Source organism: Pseudomonas sp. 8O (genome assembly GCF_902506495.1).
GTDB classification, from domain to species: Bacteria; Pseudomonadota; Gammaproteobacteria; order Pseudomonadales; family Pseudomonadaceae; genus Aquipseudomonas; species Aquipseudomonas chaetocerotis.
The window spans coordinates 1009937-1032921 of the sequence record NZ_LR733265.1 but is presented as its reverse complement, the minus strand read 5'-3'; the positions used below and the strand labels follow the sequence as shown (position 1 = coordinate 1032921).

Sequence of the window (22985 nt, the reverse complement as noted above, 5' to 3'; positions counted from 1 at the left end):
TCAGCCCGCCAGATACTGCTCGGTCGAAACCACGCTCGCATAGGCGAAAGCCAGGGCGGCCATGTACGCGGCATGCACCTGGGTGGCCGCAATCGATTGGCCCTCGAACGCCTGGTCGCGCGTCGCGCAGGCATCGTGAATGACGGTGGTGGCGTAGCCAAAGTCGCTGCTGGCGCGTGCTGCGGCATCGATGCACATATGGCTCATGGCGCCGACCAGGGTTACTTGTTCGATGTCTGCTTCGTCCAGTTGGGCCTTGAGGTCGGTGTCGAGAAAGGCATTGACCTGATGCTTGAGCACCACCGCTTCGCCTGCCAGGGGTTGCACCAGCGTATGGATGCGCGCGCCTGTGCTGCCGGGGGCGAAGAAGGGCGCGTCATCGTTCCCGAACTCATGGCGTACATGGATCACTTTGTCGCCCGCCTTGCGTGCTGCCGACAGTACGCGAGCGGCATTGGCGGTGGCACTGTCCATGCCCTCGAGCGTCCATTTGCCGCCTTCGAAATAGTCATTCTGGATATCGATCAGGATCAGGGCGCGCTTGCTCATGGTGTTCTCCGTGGGATGATGTGCGGCACACCTTATCGCCTCGGCGCGTTTGCGAGGATGGGCAGGGCCGACAATCTGCGGGGAAAAACTGACAATGAGCGAGCGCTGTCTGGAGATCGGATTATTGCTCTACCCCGGTGCGCAGCTCGCTGCGGTGCATGGGTTGGGGGATCTGTTCAGCGTGGCGAATAGGATGGCGACGGGGCACGAACGCCAGGGAGTGCCTCGGCTGCGGGTCAGTCACTGGCAGGCCGATGAGGCGGGGTGCGTGCGTCGTGTGTTCGATAGCCTGCCACAGGATGAGGAGGCGCCGCAGGTGGTGATTTTGCCGCCTTGTCTGGATGGCGATGCCACGCAGCCGCTCGCCGCGTGTTATCGCGACTGGCTGCGTGAGCAGCATGGCGCGGGTGTATTGCTGGCGTCCGTCTGCGTCGGTGCTTTCGCGTTGGCTGAAGCCGGGTTGCTCGATGGTCGAACGGTAACCACCCACTGGTCGCTGGCTGCTCAGATGGCGGCTCGTTTCCCCCACGTCCGGGTACTTCCCGAGCGTATGGTCATCGACGATGGTGATCTGATCACCGCCGGGGGCCTGATGGCCTGGACCGATCTTGGCCTGGCGCTGGTGACGCGGCTGATGGGGCCGACCATTGCGGCGGAGACCGCGCGCTTTCTGGTGATCGATCTGAACCGGGAGTCGCAGCGGCATTTCAGCAGTTTTGCGCCCAGTCTCGATCATGGCGATGCAGCGGTACTGGCCGTGCAGCGTTGGCTCCAGGGGAAGGCGGAGGCGAGCCTGGCCGACATGGCTGCCCGTGCTGGCTTGGGTGAGCGTACTTTCCTGCGCCGTTTTCGCGCTGCCACGGGCATGAAACCGACCGAGTATTGCCAGCAGTTGCGCGTGAGCAAGGCGCACGAGCTGCTCGAGTTCACTCGCCAGGGCATCGAGCAGGTGGCCTGGCAGGTGGGATACGGCGACAGTGGTGCATTTCGCAAAGTGTTCACCCGCCTGGTGGGGGTATCGCCTGGCGATTATCGGCGGCGCTTCGGTGCGGCGGCGCGCTAGACCGAGTCCTCCGCTGCCAGGCCTGCCGGATTGTCGCGTGTCGGCATGGCGAGGATCTCCGGCAGTACATCGCGGGCGAACACCTTGTGCAGACGGCGCAGCTCGGCCAGCGGGTCGAGGTGATGGTCGACGCGGATGTCCCACAGTGGATACTCCTCCTGATCGACCACGTAGATCACGGCGGACGACTCGCCATGGCGGTCGCCGCCGCATCGATCGCCGGCGGCCAGCGCTTCGATCAGGCGTTCGATCAGCGGGCGTTTCTCGGTGCGGCGAAATGCTTCGGCCACTGCGTCCAGCACCTGCGGGCCGACCAGGCGATTGCCCTGTACGGAGAACTGTTCGCCGGCCAGCGAACCGGCCCAGGGAATGCATTTCTCTCCGGTCCAGCAGACCGTATCGCCCTGGGCGTCGATCAGCGCGCACTGGCGCAGTTCCATGCAGGGATCGGTGCCTTTGAGTCGCTGTAGCGCTGCGCTCGCCGATGAACCCTGACGCAGCAGTTGCAGGCCATCCAGGCCGAGATAGGGATTGACCTGCGCCTGGGTAGCCACTGCTCCTGCACCGGCGGCGGCGTGGCTGAGCAGTTTGCCGACGGCAGGCATCGCAGTGGCGGCGGCGACGCCGAACTGGCCACTGCGGGGGCAGCGGGCAACGATGGAAAAGGTCATGGCAACTCCTTGGCGGTTTCTCGGTTAGGCCGCACCTTGCCAGGTATCGTTCCGCCGGCTGATCCATGCCGGCAGCTCCGATTCAATGTCAGCGCCCGGAAACGCAGAAGCCCGGCACATGGCCGGGCTTCTTCTTGCAGCTTGAAGCTTGTCGCTTGCGGCTGCCTTACTTCACTTCCACCGCCAGGCTTTCGGCGATCTTCTTGTTCCAGATCGCAGGGCCGGTGATGTGTACCGACTCACCGTTGGTGTCGACCGCGACGGTCACCGGCATGTCTTTCACGTCGAACTCGTAAATGGCTTCCATACCGAGCTCTTCGAAGGCCAGGACCTTGGACTTCTTGATCGCCTGAGCCACCAGGTAGGCCGCGCCGCCGACGGCCATCAGGTACACGGCCTTGTTGTCCCTGATCGCGTCGATGGCGATCGGGCCGCGCTCGGACTTGCCGATCATGCCCAAGAGGCCGGTCTGCTCGAGGATCTGACGGGTGAACTTGTCCATGCGGGTAGCGGTGGTCGGGCCAGCCGGGCCAACCACTTCGTCACCGACCGGATCGACCGGGCCGACGTAATAGATGAAGCGACCCTTGAGGTCCACCGGCAGTTGCTCGCCCTTGTTGAGCATGTCGACCATGCGCTTGTGCGCAGCGTCGCGGCCGGTGAGCATCTTGCCGTTGAGCAGAACGGTCTCGCCCGGCTTCCAGCTCTGCACGTCTTCCGGGGTCAGGGTGTCGAGGTTGACGCGACGTGCGCTCGGGCCGGCTTCCCAGACGATTTCCGGGTAGGCGTCCAGATCCGGCGCTTCCAGTTCGGCAGGTCCCGAGCCGTCGAGCACGAAGTGGGCGTGACGGGTGGCGGCGCAGTTGGGGATCATGCACACCGGCAGCGAAGCCGCGTGGGTCGGGTAATCCATGATCTTCACGTCGAGCACGGTGGTCAGGCCGCCCAGGCCCTGGGCGCCGATGCCCAGCTGGTTGACCTTCTCGAACAGCTCCAGGCGCAGCTCTTCGATGCGGTTTTGCGGGCCGCGAGCCTGCAGCTCGTGGATATCGATGTGCTCCATCAGCACTTCCTTGGCCATCACTGCCGCTTTTTCGGCAGTACCACCGATGCCGATGCCGAGCATGCCCGGCGGGCACCAGCCGGCGCCCATGGTCGGCACGGTCTTCAGCACCCAGTCGACGATGGAGTCGGACGGGTTGAGCATGGCCATCTTCGATTTGTTCTCGGAGCCGCCGCCCTTGGCTGCGACGTCCACTTCCACTTTGTCACCGGGAACGATGGAGTAGTGGATCACCGCCGGGGTGTTGTCCTTGGTGTTCTTGCGGGCACCGGCCGGGTCGGCCAGGATCGAGGCGCGCAGCACGTTTTCCGGCAGGTTGTAGGCGCGACGCACGCCCTCGTTGATCATGTCGTCGACGCTCATGGTGGCGCCGTCCCAGCGCACGTCCATGCCGACCTTGATGAACACGGTGACGATGCCGGTGTCCTGGCAGATCGGGCGGTGGCCGGTGGCACACATGCGCGAGTTGATCAGGATCTGCGCCATGGAGTCCTTGGCGGCCGGCGACTCTTCCTTCAGGTAGGCCTCGTGCATCGCCTGGATGAAGTCGACGGGGTGGTAATAGGAGATGAACTGCAGTGCGTCGGCGACGCTCTGAATCAGGTCGTCCTGCTTGATCACGGTCATTGGGGCGCTCCTCTATCAGGGAACATCAACAAGGAAGCGCCGGACAACGACCCGGCGCAACGGCGGAAGGGCAGCTCTGGAAACCACCTTGACGATATCTTCAGAGCCGCCCAAAAAGGCGCGGCAGTATACCGCACCCGCTCGCGTCGGGCACAGCAGCCGAACGTCGATGGCAAGTGCAGTGGGCGGTTATCGGGCGCCGGCAAAGCGACCTCGGCTGTCCCTCTAGCTCCTGCATCCATGCAGTCGTGCATCGCCATCGTTACGTTAAAACAGGCGGAACGCCAGCCTGGTCGAATGCTCATTTGCAGCCAGTAACGTCGGGCGCGACTGCGATCGTTTTCGCCTGTTCTTTCCCGCGCTGACTGGCTTGCCTGATTTTCAGCGGTTTCCTACTGCGGCCTAGGTTTTTTGTGATCACAAGGGTAGAGTACGGCCAGATGCCAGTATGGGATGGAGCCCATGAGCTCAACGACTCGCCGGGGAACGCAACGCAGCCTGCAGAGCCTCCTGCTCAAACGCTTCGCCATGGCCTTCGCTACCTACGCGATGATGGCGCTCGTCTGCTGGTTCGCCGTGTTCAATGGTCTTTTTCTCGGCTCCCTCAGTACTGCCGCCTGGTTGACACTGGGCGTGTTCGGCAGCCAATTGGTATTTCTGTGGCTGTTTCTCTCCGGGCGCAACCTGCGTTGTGACGATCCCAGCCTGACCGAAGCCCAGGTGTTGGTGGCGCTAGCCTGGCAGCCACCGGTGCTGGCGCTGTTCGACAGTGCGCGCGGCGTGATGATGGTCTTCTATGTACTGATCCTGCTGTTCGGCGTATTCCAGTTGCCGCCGCGGGTGTTCGTGCGTTGCGCCGCCTTTGCCTTCTTCGGCTTCACTGCCATGGTGCTGATCGAGGCCTATCGCATGCAGTTGGTGGACCCGGGCATGGCCTGGCTGCAGGTGTGGGTGCTGTTCATTCTGCTGGTCTGGCTGTGTCTTTTCTCCAGCTACGTGCAGGCCATGCGCAAACGCATGCGCCAACGCCGCTTCGCCTTGCAGGCGCATCAGGACACCTTGCGCGGGATGATGCGCCAGCTCGAGGATCTGGTCGCCACCGACGAACTCACCGGGCTGTTCAACCGTCGCCATTTCCTGCGTCTGGCCACCCGCGAACTGGAACATCTGGACCACGGGCGACATCACGGTCTGGCGTTGATCGACCTGGACCATTTCAAACGAATCAACGATGCTCATGGCCATGCTGCCGGTGACCGGGTGCTACAAACCTTCGCCGCAGTTGCCCGTGCCTGTCTGCGTGACGGCGACATCATTGCCCGCTACGGCGGTGAGGAATTCGTCCTGCTATTGCCCAATACCGATGCCGACCAGTTCACCGCCTGCTGCGAGCGCCTGCGCGAAGCCTTCGCCAGGGCCGAGCCGTTGGGCGTGAAGGTCGACAATCTCAGCCTGTCCGCCGGCATGACGCTGCTGGTCGCCGGTGACGATCTCGATGAAGCCCTGCAGCGTGCCGATCAGGCGCTTTACCAGGCCAAGCGCGGCGGACGTAATCGTTGCGATGCCAGCTGGGAGAATGCGGGTGCCTGAACTGCGTGTGGGTGACCTGCAGTTGCAGGTCGTCCAACAAACCAACTTGCTCGATGCGTTGCTCGGAGGCGGTGTAGCGGTGCCTTACAGCTGCCGCGCCGGCAGTTGTCACGCCTGTCTGGTGCGCTGCGTAGCCGGTGAGCCGCTGGATCGTCAGCCCGAGGCACTGGCGGCCGACAAGCGTGCCGAGGGCTGGCGCCTGGCTTGTCAGTGCCAGGTGATCGACGACCTGCAGGTCGAACCCTTCGACCCGCAGCGTGATGGCCTGGCGGCCAGGGTGGTCGCTCTGGACTGGCCCAGCCCGCAGGTTTTACGTCTGCGCTTGCAGCCGGCCAGATCGTTGCGCTATCGCCCCGGCCAGCATCTGCTGCTGTGGAATGAACAAGGCGTTGCCCGGCCCTATTCACTGGCCAGTGTGCCAGGCGAGGACGACTGCCTGGAATTTCACATCGATTGCCGCCTGCCCGGTGCATTCTGCGATGCAGCGCGGCACCTGCAGGTTGGCGACGCGCTGCGCCTCGGTGAGCTGCGCGGTGGCGCCCTGCATTACGACGTCGATTGGCAGACGCGACCACTCTGGCTGATGGCTGCCGGTACCGGTCTGGCGCCGCTCTACGGGGTGTTGCGTGAAGCGTTGCGTCAGGAGCACCAAGGCGCCATCCGCCTGCTGCACGTGGCGCATGAGTCGGCCGAGCACTATCTGGCGAGCGAGCTTCAGGCGCTGGCGGCGCAACACGCCAACCTGCAGGTGGAGCTGATAACGGCGGCGCAGTTGCCGGCTGCTTTGGCCGAACTGCGCCTTGTTTCACGGCAGACCCTCGCCTTACTCTGCGGCCGTCCTTCTACGGTCGACAGCTTTGCGCGGCGCCTCTACATGGCCGGCTTGCCGCGCAGCCAGATGCTCGCCGACGTTTTCCTTCCCCGCGCGTAGGGTGCGCCGTGCGCACCGGCCCGGCTGCCCAGGCGTGTGGTGCGCACGGCGCACCCTACGGTTCTGGAGCATTTCATGAGCGAACACCTGCATATCGAACGCGACGGCGGTCTGTTGACCCTGCGCATGCACCGTCCGGACAAGAAGAATGCGCTGACCCGTGCCATGTACGCCGGTATGGCTGAAATGCTGGACGAGGCCGAGCGCGACCCCAGCGTGCGCGTGGTGCTGCTCAGCGGAAGCGAGGTGTGCTTCACCAGCGGCAACGATGTCGCCGACTTCATCCAGGCGCCACCCAGCGGATTGAACAGCGAAGTGTTCCAGTTCATGCGCGCCCTGTTCGAGCTCAGCAAGCCGGTGGTCGCCGCCGTGGCCGGCCCGGCGGTGGGTATCGGTACCACCTTGTTGCTGCATTGCGATCTGGTCTACGTCAGCCGTGATGCGCAGTTGAAAATGCCCTTCGTCAATCTTGGTCTGTGCCCTGAATATGGTTCCAGCCTGATTCTGCCGCGTTTGCTGGGGCATGCGCGTGCTGCCGAGTTGCTGTTGCTCGGTCAGGCCTTCACGGGCGAGCAGGCCGCGACCTGGGGGATCGCCAACCAGGCGCTGGAGGATGGCGCGACGACGCTGAACAAGGCGCGCGAGATGGCGCAGCGTTTTCTCGACCTGGCGCCATCGGCGGTCGCCGACAGCAAACGGCTGATGCGCGCGCCGGATCGCGAGCAGCTGCGCAAGGTGATCGAGGAGGAGGGTGCTCTGTTCGGCCAGCGCCTGCGCTCGCCGGAGGCCGTCGAGGCGTTGACGGCATTCATGCAGCGCAGGACGCCGGATTTCTCTCGCTTCACGTAGGGTGCGCCGTGCGCACCGAGGATGTCAGTGTCGTACCCTGGTGCGCACGGCGCACCCTACCGGGGGATCACACCGTCGGATCGCCGACGTGCAGGAACTTCAGGGTGTGGGTGCCGCCGCTAACGCGGTAGCTGTCAAGCCAGCCAGTAGGGTGCGCCGTGCGCACCGGGGATTTCAGTGTCGTACTGATCTATTCCCAAGGCGGTTCGACCAGGCGCTGCTGGAGAAACTCGCAAAGCGCCACGACCTTGCGTGAAGCCCGCCGGGAGCGCGGGTACATGGCATAGATCGAGTAAGGCTTGGGCCGCGCCTGAGGCAGGATCTCGACCAGCGAACCGTCTTTCAGATGCCGGTGGACCAGGAAGCTTGGCAGCAACGCCAGACCCTGGCCGGCCAGCACCAGTTCGCGCATGACTTCGCCGTTGTTGCTGGAAAAACGTCCGCGTGGTGCCACGTTCGCCAGTTCGCCTTGCTCATCGTCGTTTTCGAAGGACCAGAATTGCCGTGAAGCGACGTTGCTGTAGCCGATGCAGTCGTGCTCACGCAGCGCCTCGACATCCTCTGGTGTGCCCTGCCGTTGCAGGTACTCCGGGCTGGCGCAGAGTATCCGGGCGCTGCTGGCGAGCCTGCGGGCGATCAGCGCGCTATCGCCGATGCGTGAGATCCGTACACAGAGGTCATAGCCTTCGCGTTCGAAATCGCTGATGCGATCTTCGAGATACAGGCTGACTTCCAGCTGTGGATGCAGACGCATGAATTCGGCGATCAGCGGCGCCAGCCATAGCGTGCCGAAGCTCATCGGCGCCAGGATGTTCAGGCGGCCGCATAGTCCACTGTCATTGAAGGCTGCAGCCTCGGCCGCTTCGCTCAGTTCCAGTAGCGCCTGCTTGGTCTGTTGATAGAAGGCCAGGCCGGTGTCGGTCGGTGTGACCTTGCGCGTCGAGCGGTGCAGCAGCTTGCTACCGAGACGTTTTTCCAGATCGCTCAAACGCTTGCTGATCACCGACTTGGATAGCGCCAGGTCCTCCGCTGCCCGGCTTACGCCACCCAATTCCACCACGCGCAGATAGGTTTCGATTTCCTGCAGATCAAGCTTCATGTGCGGGCTTCTCCCCGATTCGATTGGATGAGGGTAATGCCTTCGTCGAGGTTTTTTGTTCTGTTTTTTCGAAAAGCTATTTTCCCTCTGTGCGGTCGATTGCCAGCGGCCCCTGCCACTAGGCTGAGCGTTCTCCGAGATCGTAATGGTCTCGAGGTTCAGTCTCATCACCCGTACAGGAGTTTTCCCATGGCTTTCACTTACAAGCGTTTGGACAAGGACGATGCCGTCGTATTGTTGATCGATCACCAGGCGGGTTTGCTCTCGCTGGTGCGCGACTATTCGCCCGACGAGTTCAAGAACAACGTCATGGCACTGGCCGATATCGCCAAGTTCTTCAAGCTGCCGACCATTCTTACCACCAGCTTCGAAACGGGCCCCAATGGCCCCATCGTGCCGGAGCTCAAGGCCATGTTTCCGGATGCGCCCTATATCGCTCGCCCGGGGCAGATCAATGCCTGGGATAACGAGGATTTCGTCAACGCGATCAAGGCCACAGGGCGCAAGCAGCTGATCATCGCGGGTGTGGTCACCGACGTTTGCGTGGCATTTCCCACGCTCTCCGCACTGGAGGCCGGTTATGACGTCTTCGTGGTGACGGACGCTTCCGGCACCTTCAACACCGCAGTGCGCGATGCCGCCTTGGCACGCATGGCCCATGCCGGCGCCCAACTGGTCAACTGGTTCAGCGTCGGTGGTGAGCTGCACCGCGACTGGCGAAATGACGTCGAAGGGTTCGGCGGTATCCTCGGCGGCCACTTGCCGGCTTACGCCAACCTGATCCAGAGCTACAACCAGAAATGAAGCGAGACCGCTGAAACGCAAAAGGCCGCTCGATGAGCGGCCTTTTGCATTCACGGGGGGATCACACCATCGGATCGCCGACGTGGAGGATCTTCATGGTGTTGGTGCCGCCGGTGCCGTGGTAGCTGTCGCCCTTGGTCAGGATGACCCAGTCGCCCGGCTCGACCACGCCGCGCTTGAGCAGCTCGTCCACCGCCGCCTGGCTGACCTTGTTGGCTGGCAGCGAGGCCGGGTCGAACGGCACGGTGTAGACGCCACGGAACAGTGCCACGCGAGCCTGGGCTTCGCGGTGCGGGGTGAAGGCGAAGATCGGGATCGACGAGCGAATGCGCGACATGATCAGCGGGCTGTAGCCACTCTCGGTGAGGCTGATGATGGCCTTGACGCCCGGGAAGTGGTTGGCGGTGTACATGGTTGCCAGGGCGATGCTTTCGTCGCAGCGCTCGAAGGTGCGGCCCAGGCGGTGGCTGGACTGCTTGCTGGTCGGGTGCTTCTCGGCGCCCAGGCACACGCGGGCCATGGCCTGCACGGCTTCGACCGGGTATTCGCCCGCAGCGCTCTCGGCCGACAGCATCACTGCGTCGGTGTAGTCCAGCGCGGCGTTGGCCACGTCGGAGACTTCGGCGCGGGTCGGCATCGGGCTGTGGATCATCGACTCCATCATTTGCGTGGCGGTGATCACGGCTTTGTTCAGGCGACGGGCGTGAGCGATGATCTTCTTCTGGATACCGACCAGCTCGGCGTCACCGATTTCCACGGCCAGGTCGCCACGAGCGACCATCACTGCGTCACTGGCGCGGATCAGACCGTCCAGCGTTTCATCATCGGCCACGGCTTCGGCGCGTTCGATCTTGGCCACCAGCCAGGCAGTACCGCCGGCTTCGGTGAGCAGGCGACGGGCGTAATCCATGTCGGCTGCATCGCGCGGGAAGGATACGGCCAGGTAGTCCAGGTCCATCTCGGCGGCGACCTTGATATCGACCTTGTCTTTCTCGGTCAGAGCAGGCGCGGTGAGGCCACCGCCACGGCGGTTGATGCCTTTGTTGTCCGACAGCGGGCCGCCGATCAGTACGCGGCAGTGCAGCTCGTCGGCACCCTTGAGTTCGACGCGCATGACCACGCGGCCGTCGTCGAGCAGCAGTTCATCACCGACATCGCAGTCCTGGATCAGCGCCGGGTAGTCGATGCCGACCACGTCCTGGGTGCCGGCCGTGCGCGAGTGGCTGGAGGAGAGGCGGAACAGGTCGCCATCCTTGAGCTCGATACGCTTGTTCTCGAACTTGGCGATGCGGATCTTCGGGCCTTGCAGGTCGCCGAGCAGCGCGACATGACGACCGTGTTTGGCGGCCAGCTCGCGAACCAGGGCTGCGCGCGCCTTGTGGTCGTCCGGCGTGCCGTGGGAGAAGTTCAGACGGGCCACGTCGAGACCGGAGAGGATCAGTTGCTCCAGTACTTCCGGCGAGCTGCTGGCCGGGCCCAGGGTGGCGACGATTTTGGTGCGGCGAAAGGTCATGCACGAACTCCCTAGTGAACTATGTCCGGGAGGCTACTACGGCGCCGGGCTGTAGTCATTGTTCCTGTGCACTACCCTTTGCCGTGCGGTTTTATCACCAGCAGATCGCACTCGACACGTTCCAGCACCCGTTCTGCGGTGTGGCCGATCAGCAGGCTGTCCAGATGGCCGCGGGCGATGGCGCCCATCACCAGCAGGCCGATATTGTGCTCACGCACGAAACGCGGGATGACTTCCTCGGCAAAACCGTCCAGCAGATGGGCCTGTGCTCTATCGATGGCGTGCTGGGCGATCAGCTTGTCGAAGGCTTCGCGGTGCTCGCGGCTGCACTGGGTCACGTAGTCTTCATATTCCTGCGCTACCTCGGCATCGAACAGCAGCGAACGCGGCAGCGGCGCCTGCGCGTGCAGGTATTGGGCCTGTAAGCCGAGCTCGGCCTGCAGGATCTGGCTGGTATCAATCAGCTGATGATCGAGGGCGGCGGGTTTGTCCGCACTGTGCAGTGGGTCGAGCGCGGCGCACAGGCTCTGGCCGCGGGGCTCGGCGTCGTGCACCAGCCACAGTGGCACCGGGCAGCGGCGAATCAGCTGCCAACTGGTGTCACTGAACAAGAGGCGGCGCAGCGCACTGCTGGGGTGCGTCGATTTGAACAGGATGTCCGGTTGCAGCACCGCCACGCGGGCAAGGATCTCTTCGTGGCGGCGTTTGCCCCAGCGTACGTCCACTTCGATCCTGAATCCTTCATCGCTCAGGTGAGCGACGCTGGCACGCAGGGCCTCGTGGTTTTGTCGCAGGATGGTTTCACGGGCGCGGTTGAGCAGATGACTGCCCAGCAGGCCGCTCTCCAGGCTTGGGTGGTATTCGACCTGCAGCAGGTGCAATTCGGCGCCAATCTTGCGTGCCACATCGACGGCACGTTGTAGGGCAGGTTGTTGCTGGTGTTCGGCGTCGATGACGACCAGCAGCCGTTGAACGTTCATGGCAGGGTCCTCGCCTGGAGTGTATGGCTGCATTACAGGCGCTATTGCAGCGAGTGGCATTGATGTGGGTCAGCGCATGCGACGATCTGGCGCTGGTTCCAGAGGCTGAGCCGTCTGGCCGTCGGTGCCGGTAAAGAGGAAAGACACGCTCGCTGGCTGAAACGCGCCAGGTCGCTGCCGGAGAACCATAGTCGGCTTGCCGCTGTTCAGTTTTTGCCTGGGCTGTCGATACACTGCTCATTGGAGGAATTGCCCATGCGTACCCTGATCATTCTGGCCGTGGCCCTGGTTGCCACGGGTTGCACCCGTGTCTCGCTCGACCATCATCTGAACAACGCTTATCGCGCCTACCACGAAGGCGATTGCGCCCGTGTCGCGCTGGAGCTGTCGCAGGCCGAGCGCAAGAGCCGCTCGCGCAATTACCTGCAGCCGGAGATTTCCTTGTTGCGCGGTCAATGCCTGGAGCGCGAGAACCTGTTCGTCGATGCCGCGCAGACCTACCAGTTCATCATCACGCGCTATCCGGCCAGCGAGTATGCCTACCGTGCCCGCGCGCGGCTGCAGACGCTGGAGCAGTTGGGGCATCACAGCCCGGCGACGGCGGCCAAGGTCAGTCCGGCCACACTCTGAGCCTTCGGTCGTCCGGCGTTCCTCGACGACGTGGCGCGGTATAAGCTGGCATATGTCGCTCATGGAGGATGAACATGCGCCACTTGTTGTTGATCGCTGCATTGCTGCCCACGCTGGCCACGGCGGAAATCTATCGCTGGACGGACGAGCAGGGGCGGGTGCATTTCGGCCAACGGCCCGTGGCCGGGGCTGAAACCGTGCAGGTGAAGCCGCAGGTGGTCGAGCGTGACGAGCACACGCGTGAGCGCGAGGCGCGCAGCCAGCGTTTCTATGATGCCCGGCGCGAGGAGCAGCAACAGGCGGCGGCAGCCGCGACCGCGCAACGCGAAGAGCGCGTCAACGAATGCCGCGATCTGCGCCGGCGCCTGGCGCAGATTGCCGAAGGCTTCAGCTATTACCGCACAGACGCCAACGGTGAACGCATCTACTACAGTGATGAAGAAACAGACGCCGCTCGTCGCCAGTTGCGCGAGCGGATTGCCCAACGCTGTCCTTGAGGGTGGTTAAGTGGCCGTAGTAGGGCCATACTCAAGTTCCTTTGTAGCGATTTGCCACTATGCGTAGCCAGCGCCGAATCGAACGCCATCAGTTGCCCTACTACCTGAAGGTGTTCAATCGCATCACCGACAAACCGATGGGCTCCATCGGCAATGTCTCCCTCGACGGCCTGATGCTGATCAGCCAGTTGCCGATGCTGGTGGGCGCACGCTTCGACATGCGCCTGAAAATTCCAGGCCAGCATGGCATGCATTTCATCGACTTCTCCGCCAATTGCCAGTGGTGCCGTGAAGATGTTACGCCTGGCATCTACGATTCCGGGTTCGCCCTGGTGGCGCCGCCTGCCGACTACGTCGAGATGATCGACGCGCTGCGTTACTACTTCAGCTTCCACGGTCTGGCGGCGTCTGCCTGATATTTCGCTCGTGCGAGCCGTCTGAGGCTGCCGTCTCTGCCGTTTCAATGCACTGCGGGCGTACGCGCCAGGTCGCGCAAGCGCTGGCTCAACTGCAGGCGCAGACCTTCTTCCTCACAGAACAGCAGCGCGCGTTCCAGGTCATAGCGCTCACCCTGGGGGCAATCCAGTCGTCGATAGACGTCCGCGCGAGCCAGGTGATCGACCAGGTTCGGCGGGCCGAGCTGCAGGACGCGCTCGGCATCCTTGAGGGCTGCCTCGGGCGCATCGTGCTGCACGTGCAGCAGGCGCAGATTGCGAGACAGGCGTCGTAGCATGTCGGCGGCATCGGCTGTCTGCAGATGCACGGCGCTGAGTTCGACATCCGGGCCCAACTGGCGATAGAGCTGATCACGGCAGTCGCGGGTGTACAGGCGGCGTCCGCCGCAGGGGTCGAGCAGGTGATCGGCGCCAGGTACACGGAGCATGAAATGACCCGGGAAATTCACGCCCTGCAGTGGGATATCCAGGCGGCGCGCCACTTCCAGCGCGATCAATGCCAGGGGCAGCGGCTGGCCGCGTCGGCGGCGTAGCACTTCATGCAGCAGGGCATGGTATGGACGTGTCACGCCTTCGTCGTCTTCCTGGAAATCGAGCTCGGCAAGTCGGCGCAGCAACGGCTGGGCCAGTTCGCGAGCGGGCAGGGCGGGTAGCCCAGCGCTGACCTGCAGTAACAGGCTGTGCAGGTCGCTCAGTATCTGCACAGGCTGGAGCTGATCATCGTGTTCGGCGGCGATCCACAGCGCCGCCTCGAACAGGGCGGGTGGATCGCGTTGCAGGCACTGCAGGCAGGCTTGGCGTGGGTTCATCGCATTCTCCGCTGGATTGTGCTTTTGTAGCCCCTGGCAAGGTCGTCGTCCAGTGTGGCTCTCCTATACTGAGGCCTGAAGTCCGACCGGGAGCTCGCCCATGTTCAGCATGATGGAAGCCGCCCGCCTCGAGGCCCTGCACCTGGCCGAGGATCCGGCCAGCGGTCTCAAGGCCGTTATCGCCATTCACAACACCCGCTTCGGGCCAGCACTCGGCGGCTGTCGTTACCTGCCCTATGCCGATGAACAAAGCGCCATTGGCGATGCCATTCGTCTGGCTCAGGGCATGAGCTACAAGGCGGCGCTGGCGGGTATCGACCACGGTGGCGGCAAGGCGGTGATCATCCGTCCGCCGCATCTGCCGAGCCGGGCTGCGCTGTTCGAAGCCTTCGGGCGTTTTATCGAAACCCTCAATGGACGTTACATCACCGCCATCGACAGCGGCACCTCCAGCGCCGACATGGACTGCATCGCCCAGTACACCCGTCACGCAACCAGCACGACCAGCGAAGGTGATCCCTCGCCGCACACGGCGTTGGGCGTATTCGCGGGCATTCGCGCCACGGCCCAGGCGCGTCTTGGCAGCGACGATCTGGAAGGGCTGCGGGTCGCCGTTCAGGGCCTGGGCAATGTCGGCTTCGCCCTGGCCGAAGCGCTGCATGCCGCTGGCGTCGAACTGCTGGTCAGCGACCTCGATGCCGGGCGTGTGCAACTGGCCGTCGAACAACTGGGGGCGCACCCGATTGCCAGCGATGCGCTGCTCACCACACCCTGCGACATCCTTGCGCCCTGCGGCCTGGGTGGTGTGCTGAATGCGCAGACGGTCGCCCATCTACGCTGCGCAGCGGTGGCAGGGGCTGCCAACAATCAGCTGGCCAGCCCTGAAGTGGCCGACCAGTTGGAAGCTCGCGGGATTCTCTACGCACCGGATTACGTGCTCAATGCCGGCGGGCTGATCTACGTGGCGCTGCGTCATCGCGGTGAGGAGCTGTCGGCGATCACCGCGCATCTGGCGCAGATCAGCCGGCGTCTGACCGAGGTCTACGCCCATGCCCAGGCTGAAAAACGTTCCCCCGCGCGAGTCGCCGACTATCTGGCGGAAGGCCTGCTCTATCGCACCTAGCCGCTATCCGACCCGTTCCAGCTGAGGGGCGAAGCGAAAGACCAAGGCCAGGCCGAGCAGGATCGCGACCATTCCGGCCAGAGCACTGACCGAAAGATGATTCCCCAGCAGCAGGTAATCGAGCAGCGCTGTCGTCACCGGAACCAGATAGAACAGGCTGGTGATATTGACCAGGTTGCCGGTTTGGATCAGCCGGTACAGCAGTAACTGTGCGCCCACCGAAATCACCAGTCCCATCCACAGCAGTGGCACGATCAGCCCGACTTCAAAACGCACCTGCCACTCCTGGCTGGGCAACAGTATCAGGCTAGCCAGTAGGCAAAGGCCGTACTGCAGCAGCAGGGCACGTATGGGCGTCTGTTGCAGGTTTTTCTGGGCGATGGTGCCGCAGGTGATGCAGAGCAGGGCACCAAGAGCCAGCGCCATACCGGACAGTGGCATGGCGCTGCTCAGCAAACTACCCGCGACTATTATCGCCAGTCCGGCCAGCGCCAGCAGCAATCCGAGCACACGCAGCAGCGAGGTGCGCCGCTCCAGCAGCGTGAGGGTCAGGATGGGTTGTACGCCGAGCACCGTCGCCAGCACACCGGGTGTGATGCCTTCGGCTAGCGCCAGCATGTAGCAGATGCTGTAACCGCCGATCATCAGCAGGCCGGCCTTGGCGGTTGGCCAGCGCAAGTCGCGTTCGGGTAGCCAGGCCCCGGAACAACTGGCGATCAGCACCAGCGCTGCAAAGGCGAGGGCAAAACGCAGGATCAGAAAAGCAAAGGGGGATGCATGGTCCAGGCCCAGGCGAGCGAAGATCGCACCACCGGACCAGAGCAATACAAACAGAGCGGTTGCGCCATAGGTGCGCAGAGAGGTCGAATCGAAACACATGATGGAACACCTGTCGAAAATCCGCATGAGCTCCGCACGCGCGCAAAGACACGTCTCGGCAAGGCCGATGAAACGGAGCGAGGAAGGGCGGGGTTAGCCCGCTTGGACGGAGGCCGGCGGTGGTGGAGTGCCGGCGTGACAGGCTGGTGGCGGCGCGCAGCCATCGGCAGCGGCGCGGCAGGCGGCGCTGGCGAATTCGTAGAGGCAATGCGCGGTGAGGGTCATGGACGCAGGTTCGAATATGGTGCAGAAGCCTGAAGGCTAGCCTGCCGCGCCTGCACGGTCAATCGCCGTCGAATTCGGCCTGGTAACACACCGGTGAACTGGGCGAGTCGTATCGCTGCAGCTCATCTTCGAGGAACTCTGCCAGGACTCGTGCGTTGTTGTGTTCCTCATCGCGTGCGGCGAAGAGCAGCGTCAGCGTGTCGCTCGCCGCCCAATGCAGCAGTCGCTGCCAATGTTCAGGGTGACCCGCCAGCTCACGGCGGTAGGCCGCACTGAAGTCAGCGAAGGCTTCGGCGCGATGAGCGAAGGCCTTGCGCAGCTGGGTAGATGGCGCGACTTCGGGTAGCCATTCAGCGAACGCCAAGGCCTCCCTGGACAGGCCCCTTGGCCATAGCCGGTCGACCAGTACGCGCTGGCCGTGGCCGGCCTGGGCATCGAGGTAAACCCGCTTGCAACGGATCATCGAATGTCCTCCATAGCCTGCGGCAATGCCGCACTTGGTGCTGCTTCCTGGGCATCGTGCTGCATATGCAGCAGGCGCAAAATGCGAGACAGGCGTCGTAGCGTGTCGGTGGCATCGGCTGTCTCCAGGTGTGCAGGCGGCGCCCGCCGCAGGGGACGAGCAGGTGATCGGCGCCAAGTACACGGAGCATGAAATGACCGGGGAAAATCACGCCCTGTAGCGAAATATCCAGGCGGCGCGCCACTTCCGGCGGACTCAATGCTAGGGTCAGCGGCTCTGGCCTCAGGCTCTTTTTTGCAGATTAGCCAAACTGCCATACAGCGCCAGAAGACGCTGGTATTCATCCTCGTCGTGAAAGCGGCAGGTGCCGTGCCCGAATTCCTTGGCCACTTCCACGACGAATTTCACCGCCAGAGCAATATCCACCTCATGGCTGGCGCCTGTGGCACAGCCGGGCACCAGCGACTCGCTGCACAAGGCGACGCCCACTACGGGCACGGCGGTGGCCGTTGAGGGTTGCAGGATGCTGTTGAGGTGGTACACGCCGTTGCCGTAAGGCGTGATGTCCTGAGTGGTGATCGGAAAGGTGACCGGCGCACGCCCACTGGTTGCCTCCATGATGCGCAGCAGGTCCTCGGCGACGCGCAGGATGTAGCCCTGCTTCACGGTCGGTGAGAGCGCGTAGCCCTTGTGGTTGAGGATTCGATTGCCCTTGGTGGCATCGATCGACAGAATCGCGTCAGCCTGGGCAATGGCTTCGTTATCGCCCATCGTCACATCGTCGATGGGCGCGTCCATGAAGTCTACCGGCTCATGTGGCAGGGTCGGCGCGTCGGGACAGATATGCGTGATGATGGTCACATCGCCGGCCAGCACATCGCCTTTACCCTGCATTTCGGCCAGTTTCAGCGCGCTGGCCAGCGCCGCGATGGCGCCGTCGGCGTCAGAAACCAGGCCCAGTCGTGCCGGGCGCGCGCCAATGCCGCCCAGGCGGCCGATAATGCCCAGTGTCGGTACTTGGCCGCCAGCTTCCTTGCCGTTGCTACCGATCACGTCGATGCGCACGAAATCCGTCGTACCCCGCGCGCCATCGACCTGCCAGGTCCTTGCTCTGACCCGCGGATAATGCTCGAACAACTCGATCACCTGCTGACCACTGATGAAGGCATCGTCGAGCAGCTCGAAGATCTGCAGCGTCTGTCGCAAACTCATGGCTTATTCCTCGCGAGTGTAATGGGCCGCGTAATGACAGTTTTTTCGTAAAGCCCAGCCAGCGCCGAGCTGGCGTCACTTGCGTGCGCTGGAGAGCATCGAACTGAAGAAGCTGTAAAGCGCGTCGCCTGCAATGAAGCCGGCCGCGACGATATCCATCTGGTCCTGACCCTTCTCGCCCCAACGGCGCAGTATCAACAGACGCAGGGTGATGCCCAGGAGAACCGCCCAACCGGCTGCGGCGCTGTTGATCAGCAAGCCGGTGGCGAGCAACACGCCGAGCTGGCGTTTCGGGCCGCCGCAGAACTGCACGATGGCGCCAGGAATGGCCCAGGTCAGCAGAGCGATGGCAATGCCTGGTTGCAAGCCTGCCTCGATGGTTTTGGCGAATACCCGCGCAACCGGTGGGATCAGCGCCTGCTGGAAATAGCTGGCATGGAACAGATAGACCACGATGATGGCGATGACGAAGGCCAGCATGGCGGCGATCAACTGGGTGCGTCGTCCCAGCAGTTCCAGCGGCATGTCCTCGCCATATCCGCGCAGAATGAAGCCCGTTTTCAGATCGAAGCCCATATCGGCGAACGCCGGTCCAGTGGCGGCAGTAAAGCCGGTGAGTACGCACAGGGCCAGGGGTGGAAAACCGAGCAGAATGCCGATGATCAACGTGATGAGGGCCACTGCGAAGGCCGGAAACCAGCCCGAGTGCATGGCGGCAATGCCCACGATCAATTCGTGCACGAATGCAGCAAAGGCTGCGTACAGCACGAATGCCGCGAGGATGATCAGCGACATTTCACTGTACAGGCCTGTCGCCAGTGCGAGCAGCGCGGCAATCAGGACGTAACCCAGTGCACCCAGACCCAGCGCCACACGCACGTCACTATCAGGCTGGTTGTGTGTCGCGGCCGCGCCTGAGGTTTTCCGGCAGATGATCAGCACCACCTGAATCAGCGCTACCAGACCAGCGCCTACCATCACACCATGCGGAATGTAATGCGTGTTGAGGTCGACTCCGGTTAGCGGCAGGCTGTAAGCCTGTATCAACAGCCCCGCACCAAACATCGTCAGTGCCCAGATATTGCCGATGAAGGCAGTGCCGAAGGCCGCCATCGGAATCTTCAGGATGGAGCCGACAACACCGAGACCCACGCCAATCAGCAGCAGGCGTGCCTGCATGCCACCACGATCACCGGCCTTGATAGCTTCGGCCGCGGCGATACCGGGTGGCCAGGTGCCGGTGGCAGGAAAGATCTTGGTATCGAAGAGCCTATACAGCAGGTAGGCATCGAGCAGCATCGCCACTGCCACGCCGCAGAACATTGGCATGATCAAATGTGGCAGGCCCATCACGTAGGGCAGGGCAATGGGCGCTAGCAGACTGTTGGCTGCACCGAAGGTGGCCGAGGAAATGACCGTTTGCGCCAGGTTCTGTGTTTCCAGCAGCCGAAAGTGTTGAAACGCCTGCCAGGGCAGACGAGCCAGCAGCATCGCCACCAACGCGCCGATGATCGAGGTCATCGGCGTTACCCCCAATGTAGTGATCAACTGTATGCCGATGATTGCGCCGATCACGGACAGCACCACCATGACGAACAGTACGCCGATATCGCTCAATAAATGGTTATGGTGTGCGGGCTTCATAACTGCTCCCTGACGTATTCGGCGGTTATTTCGAAGGGCTTGCAAATTGTTTTTATGAGTTCCGCTATAAGGAACTTTCCGGGCGCAACTACGGGTGAAGATTTAAATGGTGGTTAGACTTCTGTACGTTGTGCGCAAGTGTTTACATTGCTGATGCTGGCAGTTGCCTGATGGGTTCCCAGTAACTATCGCCCAGTGTTTCACCGAGTGTTCGCGATACAGCCATCAAGGCTGCGAGCACTTCAGGTGCGCAGGGTTGACCCTCGCTCAGCGAGGGGTATGACAGGCACAGTCCCACCGTTTCGCTGCGGTGCTTGTTGCAGACTGCCGTCGCCAGCGAGCTGATGCCAGGCAAGATTTCATTGCATGCCAGTGACCAGCCGCGCGAGCGGATTCGCGCGAGTTCCTTCAGCAAGGCATCGAGTGTTTGTGGGGACCCAGGTGACTGCACGCGGTAGCCTTCTGCATAGTGGCTGCGCACCTGCTCATCGCTCTCACGCGCAAGCAGGGCGCGGCCTACGGAGGTTTCGGCAGCAGGCGACAGGGCCCCAACCGGCGTCACGACATGCATGAAGTGCTTGCCCGGCAGCGCACGCATCACCCGACCTTCGCACCCTTCCAGTACGGCGATATACCCCGTGCAAATGCTCAGGTGAGCAAGTCGTCTCATGGCCATCGCGGCACTTTCGACCAGCGGTGTCGATAGGTAGAAGCCGGCCACTTTCAGCAGCAGACTACCGATATGGTAGTGGCGAGTATGCGGGTCGCGTTTCAGCCAGTGCTGGCTTTCCAGGGTTTTCAGTAAACGCGATGCGGTACTTTTAGGGAGTTCCAGTTGCGCGACTACATCGCTGAAGCTAATGCCCGGCTGGCTGAAGTTTGTTTGTCGTTGCGCAAATAATGACAATATTGCAGCAGCGTTTTCCAATGTGCTCATACCACTCCTTGTTCCGTTATATGGAACTCTATGTGTGGCCGATTTTGGAAAAATTAAAACTCACGCTAATAATCGTCAAGTTATTTATTGGTCATTATTGGAGTGATTGTAATTGTGGGTGATATCTATTTGGTGGCATTTGAATTTTCCCGCGCGTGGCCATTTTAAACCGCACGCGCGTTGCGATTACCGTGAAGAGCGGTGTCGCGCCGGCGTTGGCGCCTGAGGCAATGCTGCGCTTGGCGCGGGGGCACGGGTTGGATTAGCGTGAGGGGAGGGGGAAATTGCCATGGATTATTTCATCATCATCGTTACCACGGCCGTCGGGTTGTATTTCCACTGGTGGCTGTATCGACGCATCCGTCAGTGGAGTGACCGTGACCTGGCACTGTCGCTGGCCGAAGGCGATACAGCCAAGCGCGCGTACATGCTGGAACAATTGGCCAGTGCGCAGCGTGAGGGGGTCAGGCGACGTGATCTACCTGCCTGGTTACAGGCGGCTGCTGCAGATTATCGAGCGAGCGAGGGCTGAAGTGATGCTGGCCGGGCCCACATTGCGCGTGCCCGGGCTGCACGCCTGATCACTCGCTGGCTGCGTCGACCTCGAGTTCGTCGAGGGCATCGGGCTGGCTCTTGAACGCTTTGGCAAACACGTCGCGATTCTTGGCCATGAATATACCCAGTTCCTCGCCCTGTTCCTCGCTCAAGGACGGCACGGCCTTGTGCAGCACCTCGCTCAGGCGCTCGGCCAGCTCCAGCATCTTGTCGTAACGATCGGCTTCGGCCTTATCCATGAACAAGCGCTCCGGATCGCGACTGCTGCGGTACACCACTTCGACGGCCATTCATCACCTCATCTGCCTTCATACGTGTCGGTCAGTAATTAACTGGTTGTTTGTACAGTGGTGGCGAGAATAAAGGACTCGCTTCTTTTTTGCCAGCATTGGGCTTGATGGGCAGCTTAGATGACTCGATTTGCGCCTGCATTCATCGGGCGGCGGCGTTTGGGTGTAGGTATCGCCAACGGCAGGATCAGGTACGTTTGTACAATTATTGTATATGTTGAGTCAGCATCGGATTCTTTATCAAACGTTTTCCGGGGCGGCGCTTGTGTAGCTGTTTAGTGGGCATCTATAGTCACTTCGGGCGTATGTGCTTCGCCTTTGCAGTGCCCAATCATGAGGTGTTCACCTTGAACTCAGTCGGTCGTGTAAAGCGCAAGTTGCTCGCGCTGGTGGCACTGTTTTACCTGAGCCTGATGCTACTCATTGGGGCTATCTGGGGAAGTCAGGCCAGCCTCTCCAGTGGTCGTGATGTACAAGATCTGTATCGATCCCTTTACCGGCTGTCTTCGTTGCTTTCTATCCTGCAGGACGCTGAGATCGGTCAGCGCGGCTATTTGCTCACGGGCAACGAGCAGTACCTCGCGCCCTACGAACGAGCCATCGGGCAACTGGATGAGCAACTGTTGCTACTTGTCGAAACCCCAATGCTCAGTGCTTACAAGCCTGATATTGATGCGATTGCCGGACTCAGCCAGCTCAAGCGCAACGAGCTGGCACAGACCATCGTCGTGCGTAGGGAGCAGGGGCAGAGCGCTGCACAGCGCATGCTGGCCGAGGACGTCGGCAAGTTTTACATGGATGAAATGCGTGTCCGCATCGGCAATATCGAACGAGGCGTAACGGCATCCCTTGAAAAACAGAAGGCGGATCTGGAATGGCGCTCGGATCTGGCGCTATGGGGCGGCGGCGGTGTTGCGCTGCTGATGCTAGGGCTGCTTACGCTGCTGTTTATCGATTTGCGTCGTGACCTCAGTGAGCGCGCCGAGTTGCTCGAGCGCCTGACCTTCGAGTCGCAGCACGACAGTCTCACCCAGGTGCCGAATCGACGAGCCTTCAACGAAATGCTGGATCAGGCATTGGCGCTCGCCAGGCGGGGAGAGCGTCAGGTGGCGCTACTTTATCTCGATCTCGATGGCTTCAAGCCGATTAACGATCAGTATGGCCATGCTGGCGGAGACGCGATACTCAAGGCGGTGGTTGCACGTTGGCAGGGTTTGATGCGTGAAGGAGAAGTGCTGGCACGACTCGGCGGGGATGAGTTCGCTGTCATCGCGGCAGGTGATGCTGGCGCTGTCGAGCGCCTGGCTCAGCGTCTGATCGAGGCGCTTGATGTGCCGCTGCTGGAGCAGTTTCCCGATGTGCGGGTCGGCGTCAGTGTGGGGCTGGCGCGCTATGCCGAACATGGCGAAGATCGCCGCCGGCTTATCGCTGCGGCCGATGCGGCCATGTATCTCGCCAAGGAAGCGGGCAAGCACCGCTTCGCCTGGCCTGAATCACGTCAGCCGGTGCTCGCTGTCGTCTGAACGG

General features: G+C 62.2%; 24 protein-coding genes and 1 pseudogene. 11 read left to right on the top strand and 14 right to left on the bottom strand.

Translation table 11 applies throughout. From position 1 onward, the window contains the following. Entirely contained in the window at window positions 1–549 is a 549-nt protein-coding gene (locus GV002_RS18255; protein ID WP_160019704.1) for a cysteine hydrolase family protein, read from the bottom strand. Between the two features lie 94 nt (window positions 550–643). Between GV002_RS18255 and GV002_RS18250 the strand changes: the two genes are divergently transcribed. Continuing rightward, window positions 644–1612, top strand: a complete 969-nt coding sequence (locus tag GV002_RS18250) for a GlxA family transcriptional regulator (protein ID WP_160019703.1) — start codon at window positions 644–646, stop codon at window positions 1610–1612. Here GV002_RS18250 and GV002_RS18245 read toward each other — a convergent pair. Then, on the bottom strand, window positions 1609–2283 hold the full coding sequence (locus tag GV002_RS18245; RefSeq protein ID WP_160019702.1) for a DUF1028 domain-containing protein: 675 nt from the start codon (window positions 2281–2283) through the stop codon (window positions 1609–1611). The genes GV002_RS18250 and GV002_RS18245 overlap by 4 nt on opposite strands. Before the next feature lie 166 nt (window positions 2284–2449). Continuing rightward, window positions 2450–3973, bottom strand: a complete 1524-nt coding sequence (locus tag GV002_RS18240) for a fumarate hydratase (RefSeq protein WP_160019701.1) — start codon at window positions 3971–3973, stop codon at window positions 2450–2452. A 462-nt stretch (window positions 3974–4435) separates the two neighbouring features. Between GV002_RS18240 and GV002_RS18235 the strand changes: the two genes are divergently transcribed. The 3 genes from GV002_RS18235 to GV002_RS18225 all read left to right on the top strand — a co-directional run bounded on the left by GV002_RS18235 (window position 4436) and on the right by GV002_RS18225 (window position 7343). Beyond that, window positions 4436–5563 (top strand): sensor domain-containing diguanylate cyclase, encoded by a 1128-nt coding sequence (locus GV002_RS18235; protein WP_160019700.1) that lies wholly within the window; start codon window positions 4436–4438, stop codon window positions 5561–5563. Continuing rightward, on the top strand, window positions 5556–6494 hold the full coding sequence (locus GV002_RS18230; protein ID WP_160019699.1) for an iron-sulfur-binding ferredoxin reductase: 939 nt from the start codon (window positions 5556–5558) through the stop codon (window positions 6492–6494). The genes GV002_RS18235 and GV002_RS18230 overlap by 8 nt, the downstream gene beginning before the upstream one ends. Window positions 6495–6569: 75 nt before the next feature. Continuing rightward, window positions 6570–7343 carry an enoyl-CoA hydratase gene (locus GV002_RS18225; protein WP_160019698.1) on the top strand — a complete coding sequence of 258 codons (774 nt, stop codon included), beginning with the start codon at window positions 6570–6572 and terminating at the stop codon, window positions 7341–7343. Between the two features lie 190 nt (window positions 7344–7533). On the opposite strand, the gene GV002_RS18220 is transcribed toward GV002_RS18225, so the two are convergent. Beyond that, window positions 7534–8442 carry a LysR family transcriptional regulator gene (locus GV002_RS18220; protein WP_160019697.1) on the bottom strand — a complete coding sequence of 303 codons (909 nt, stop codon included), beginning with the start codon at window positions 8440–8442 and terminating at the stop codon, window positions 7534–7536. A 189-nt stretch (window positions 8443–8631) separates the two neighbouring features. Between GV002_RS18220 and ycaC the strand changes: the two genes are divergently transcribed. Continuing rightward, window positions 8632–9246 carry an isochorismate family cysteine hydrolase YcaC gene (ycaC, locus tag GV002_RS18215; RefSeq protein ID WP_021490228.1) on the top strand — a complete coding sequence of 205 codons (615 nt, stop codon included), beginning with the start codon at window positions 8632–8634 and terminating at the stop codon, window positions 9244–9246. A gap of 61 nt (window positions 9247–9307) precedes the next feature. Here the strand turns inward: ycaC and pyk are convergent, their stop codons facing one another. Further along, window positions 9308–10759 (bottom strand): pyruvate kinase, encoded by a 1452-nt coding sequence (pyk, locus tag GV002_RS18210; RefSeq protein WP_160019696.1) that lies wholly within the window; start codon window positions 10757–10759, stop codon window positions 9308–9310. A gap of 71 nt (window positions 10760–10830) precedes the next feature. Then, a complete protein-coding gene (locus tag GV002_RS18205; RefSeq protein ID WP_160019695.1) occupies window positions 10831–11739 on the bottom strand; it encodes a universal stress protein in 909 nt (302 codons plus the stop codon). Between the two features lie 255 nt (window positions 11740–11994). Here GV002_RS18205 and GV002_RS18200 point away from each other — a divergent pair, with 255 nt between their 5' ends. The 3 genes from GV002_RS18200 to GV002_RS18190 all read left to right on the top strand — a co-directional run bounded on the left by GV002_RS18200 (window position 11995) and on the right by GV002_RS18190 (window position 13282). Beyond that, entirely contained in the window at window positions 11995–12369 is a 375-nt protein-coding gene (locus GV002_RS18200) for a tetratricopeptide repeat protein (RefSeq protein ID WP_160019694.1), read from the top strand. Window positions 12370–12443: 74 nt separating this feature from the next. Then, entirely contained in the window at window positions 12444–12866 is a 423-nt protein-coding gene (locus tag GV002_RS18195; RefSeq protein ID WP_160019693.1) for a DUF4124 domain-containing protein, read from the top strand. A 59-nt stretch (window positions 12867–12925) separates the two neighbouring features. After that, complete coding sequence (locus GV002_RS18190) at window positions 12926–13282, top strand: PilZ domain-containing protein (RefSeq protein WP_160019692.1); 357 nt, start codon at window positions 12926–12928, stop codon at window positions 13280–13282. Between the two features lie 44 nt (window positions 13283–13326). Here GV002_RS18190 and GV002_RS18185 read toward each other — a convergent pair whose 3' ends face one another. After that, entirely contained in the window at window positions 13327–14130 is an 804-nt protein-coding gene (locus GV002_RS18185; RefSeq protein ID WP_160019691.1) for a SirB1 family protein, read from the bottom strand. Window positions 14131–14230: 100 nt separating this feature from the next. On the opposite strand from GV002_RS18185, the gene GV002_RS18180 reads away from it, so the two are divergent. Next, window positions 14231–15253, top strand: a complete 1023-nt coding sequence (locus tag GV002_RS18180; RefSeq protein WP_160019690.1) for a Leu/Phe/Val dehydrogenase — start codon at window positions 14231–14233, stop codon at window positions 15251–15253. Between the two features lie 3 nt (window positions 15254–15256). On the opposite strand, the gene GV002_RS18175 is transcribed toward GV002_RS18180, so the two are convergent. From GV002_RS18175 to GV002_RS18150, 6 genes and pseudogenes are all read right to left on the bottom strand, one after another. Then, window positions 15257–16132: a DMT family transporter gene (locus tag GV002_RS18175; RefSeq protein WP_160019689.1), complete on the bottom strand. Its 876-nt coding sequence runs from the start codon at window positions 16130–16132 to the stop codon at window positions 15257–15259. A gap of 283 nt (window positions 16133–16415) precedes the next feature. Further along, entirely contained in the window at window positions 16416–16820 is a 405-nt protein-coding gene (locus tag GV002_RS18170; RefSeq protein WP_160019688.1) for a DUF488 domain-containing protein, read from the bottom strand. Window positions 16821–16858: 38 nt separating this feature from the next. Then, window positions 16859–17103 (bottom strand): annotated as a pseudogene (locus GV002_RS18165) (transglutaminase family protein); the annotation flags it as partial. Then, the gene (locus GV002_RS18160) at window positions 17103–18032 is read right to left on the bottom strand and encodes a DUF1177 domain-containing protein (protein WP_160019687.1); all 930 of its coding nucleotides are present in this window, start codon (window positions 18030–18032) and stop codon (window positions 17103–17105) included. The gene GV002_RS18160 and the pseudogene GV002_RS18165, both read right to left, overlap by 1 nt. 75 nt (window positions 18033–18107) lie before the next feature. Next, complete coding sequence (locus tag GV002_RS18155) at window positions 18108–19676, bottom strand: OPT/YSL family transporter (protein ID WP_218580346.1); 1569 nt, start codon at window positions 19674–19676, stop codon at window positions 18108–18110. Window positions 19677–19818: 142 nt separating this feature from the next. Continuing rightward, on the bottom strand, window positions 19819–20613 hold the full coding sequence (locus GV002_RS18150; protein WP_160019686.1) for an IclR family transcriptional regulator: 795 nt from the start codon (window positions 20611–20613) through the stop codon (window positions 19819–19821). A gap of 289 nt (window positions 20614–20902) precedes the next feature. On the opposite strand from GV002_RS18150, the gene GV002_RS18145 reads away from it, so the two are divergent. Continuing rightward, complete coding sequence (locus tag GV002_RS18145; RefSeq protein ID WP_160019685.1) at window positions 20903–21145, top strand: hypothetical protein; 243 nt, start codon at window positions 20903–20905, stop codon at window positions 21143–21145. 49 nt (window positions 21146–21194) lie between these two features. Here GV002_RS18145 and GV002_RS18140 read toward each other — a convergent pair whose 3' ends face one another. After that, window positions 21195–21458, bottom strand: coding sequence for a YebG family protein (locus tag GV002_RS18140; protein ID WP_017674979.1), 264 nt, complete (start codon window positions 21456–21458; stop codon window positions 21195–21197). Window positions 21459–21736: 278 nt separating this feature from the next. Here GV002_RS18140 and GV002_RS18135 point away from each other — a divergent pair, with 278 nt between their 5' ends. Further along, window positions 21737–22981: a sensor domain-containing diguanylate cyclase gene (locus GV002_RS18135; protein WP_160019684.1), complete on the top strand. Its 1245-nt coding sequence runs from the start codon at window positions 21737–21739 to the stop codon at window positions 22979–22981. Window positions 22982–22985 lie beyond the last annotated feature (4 nt).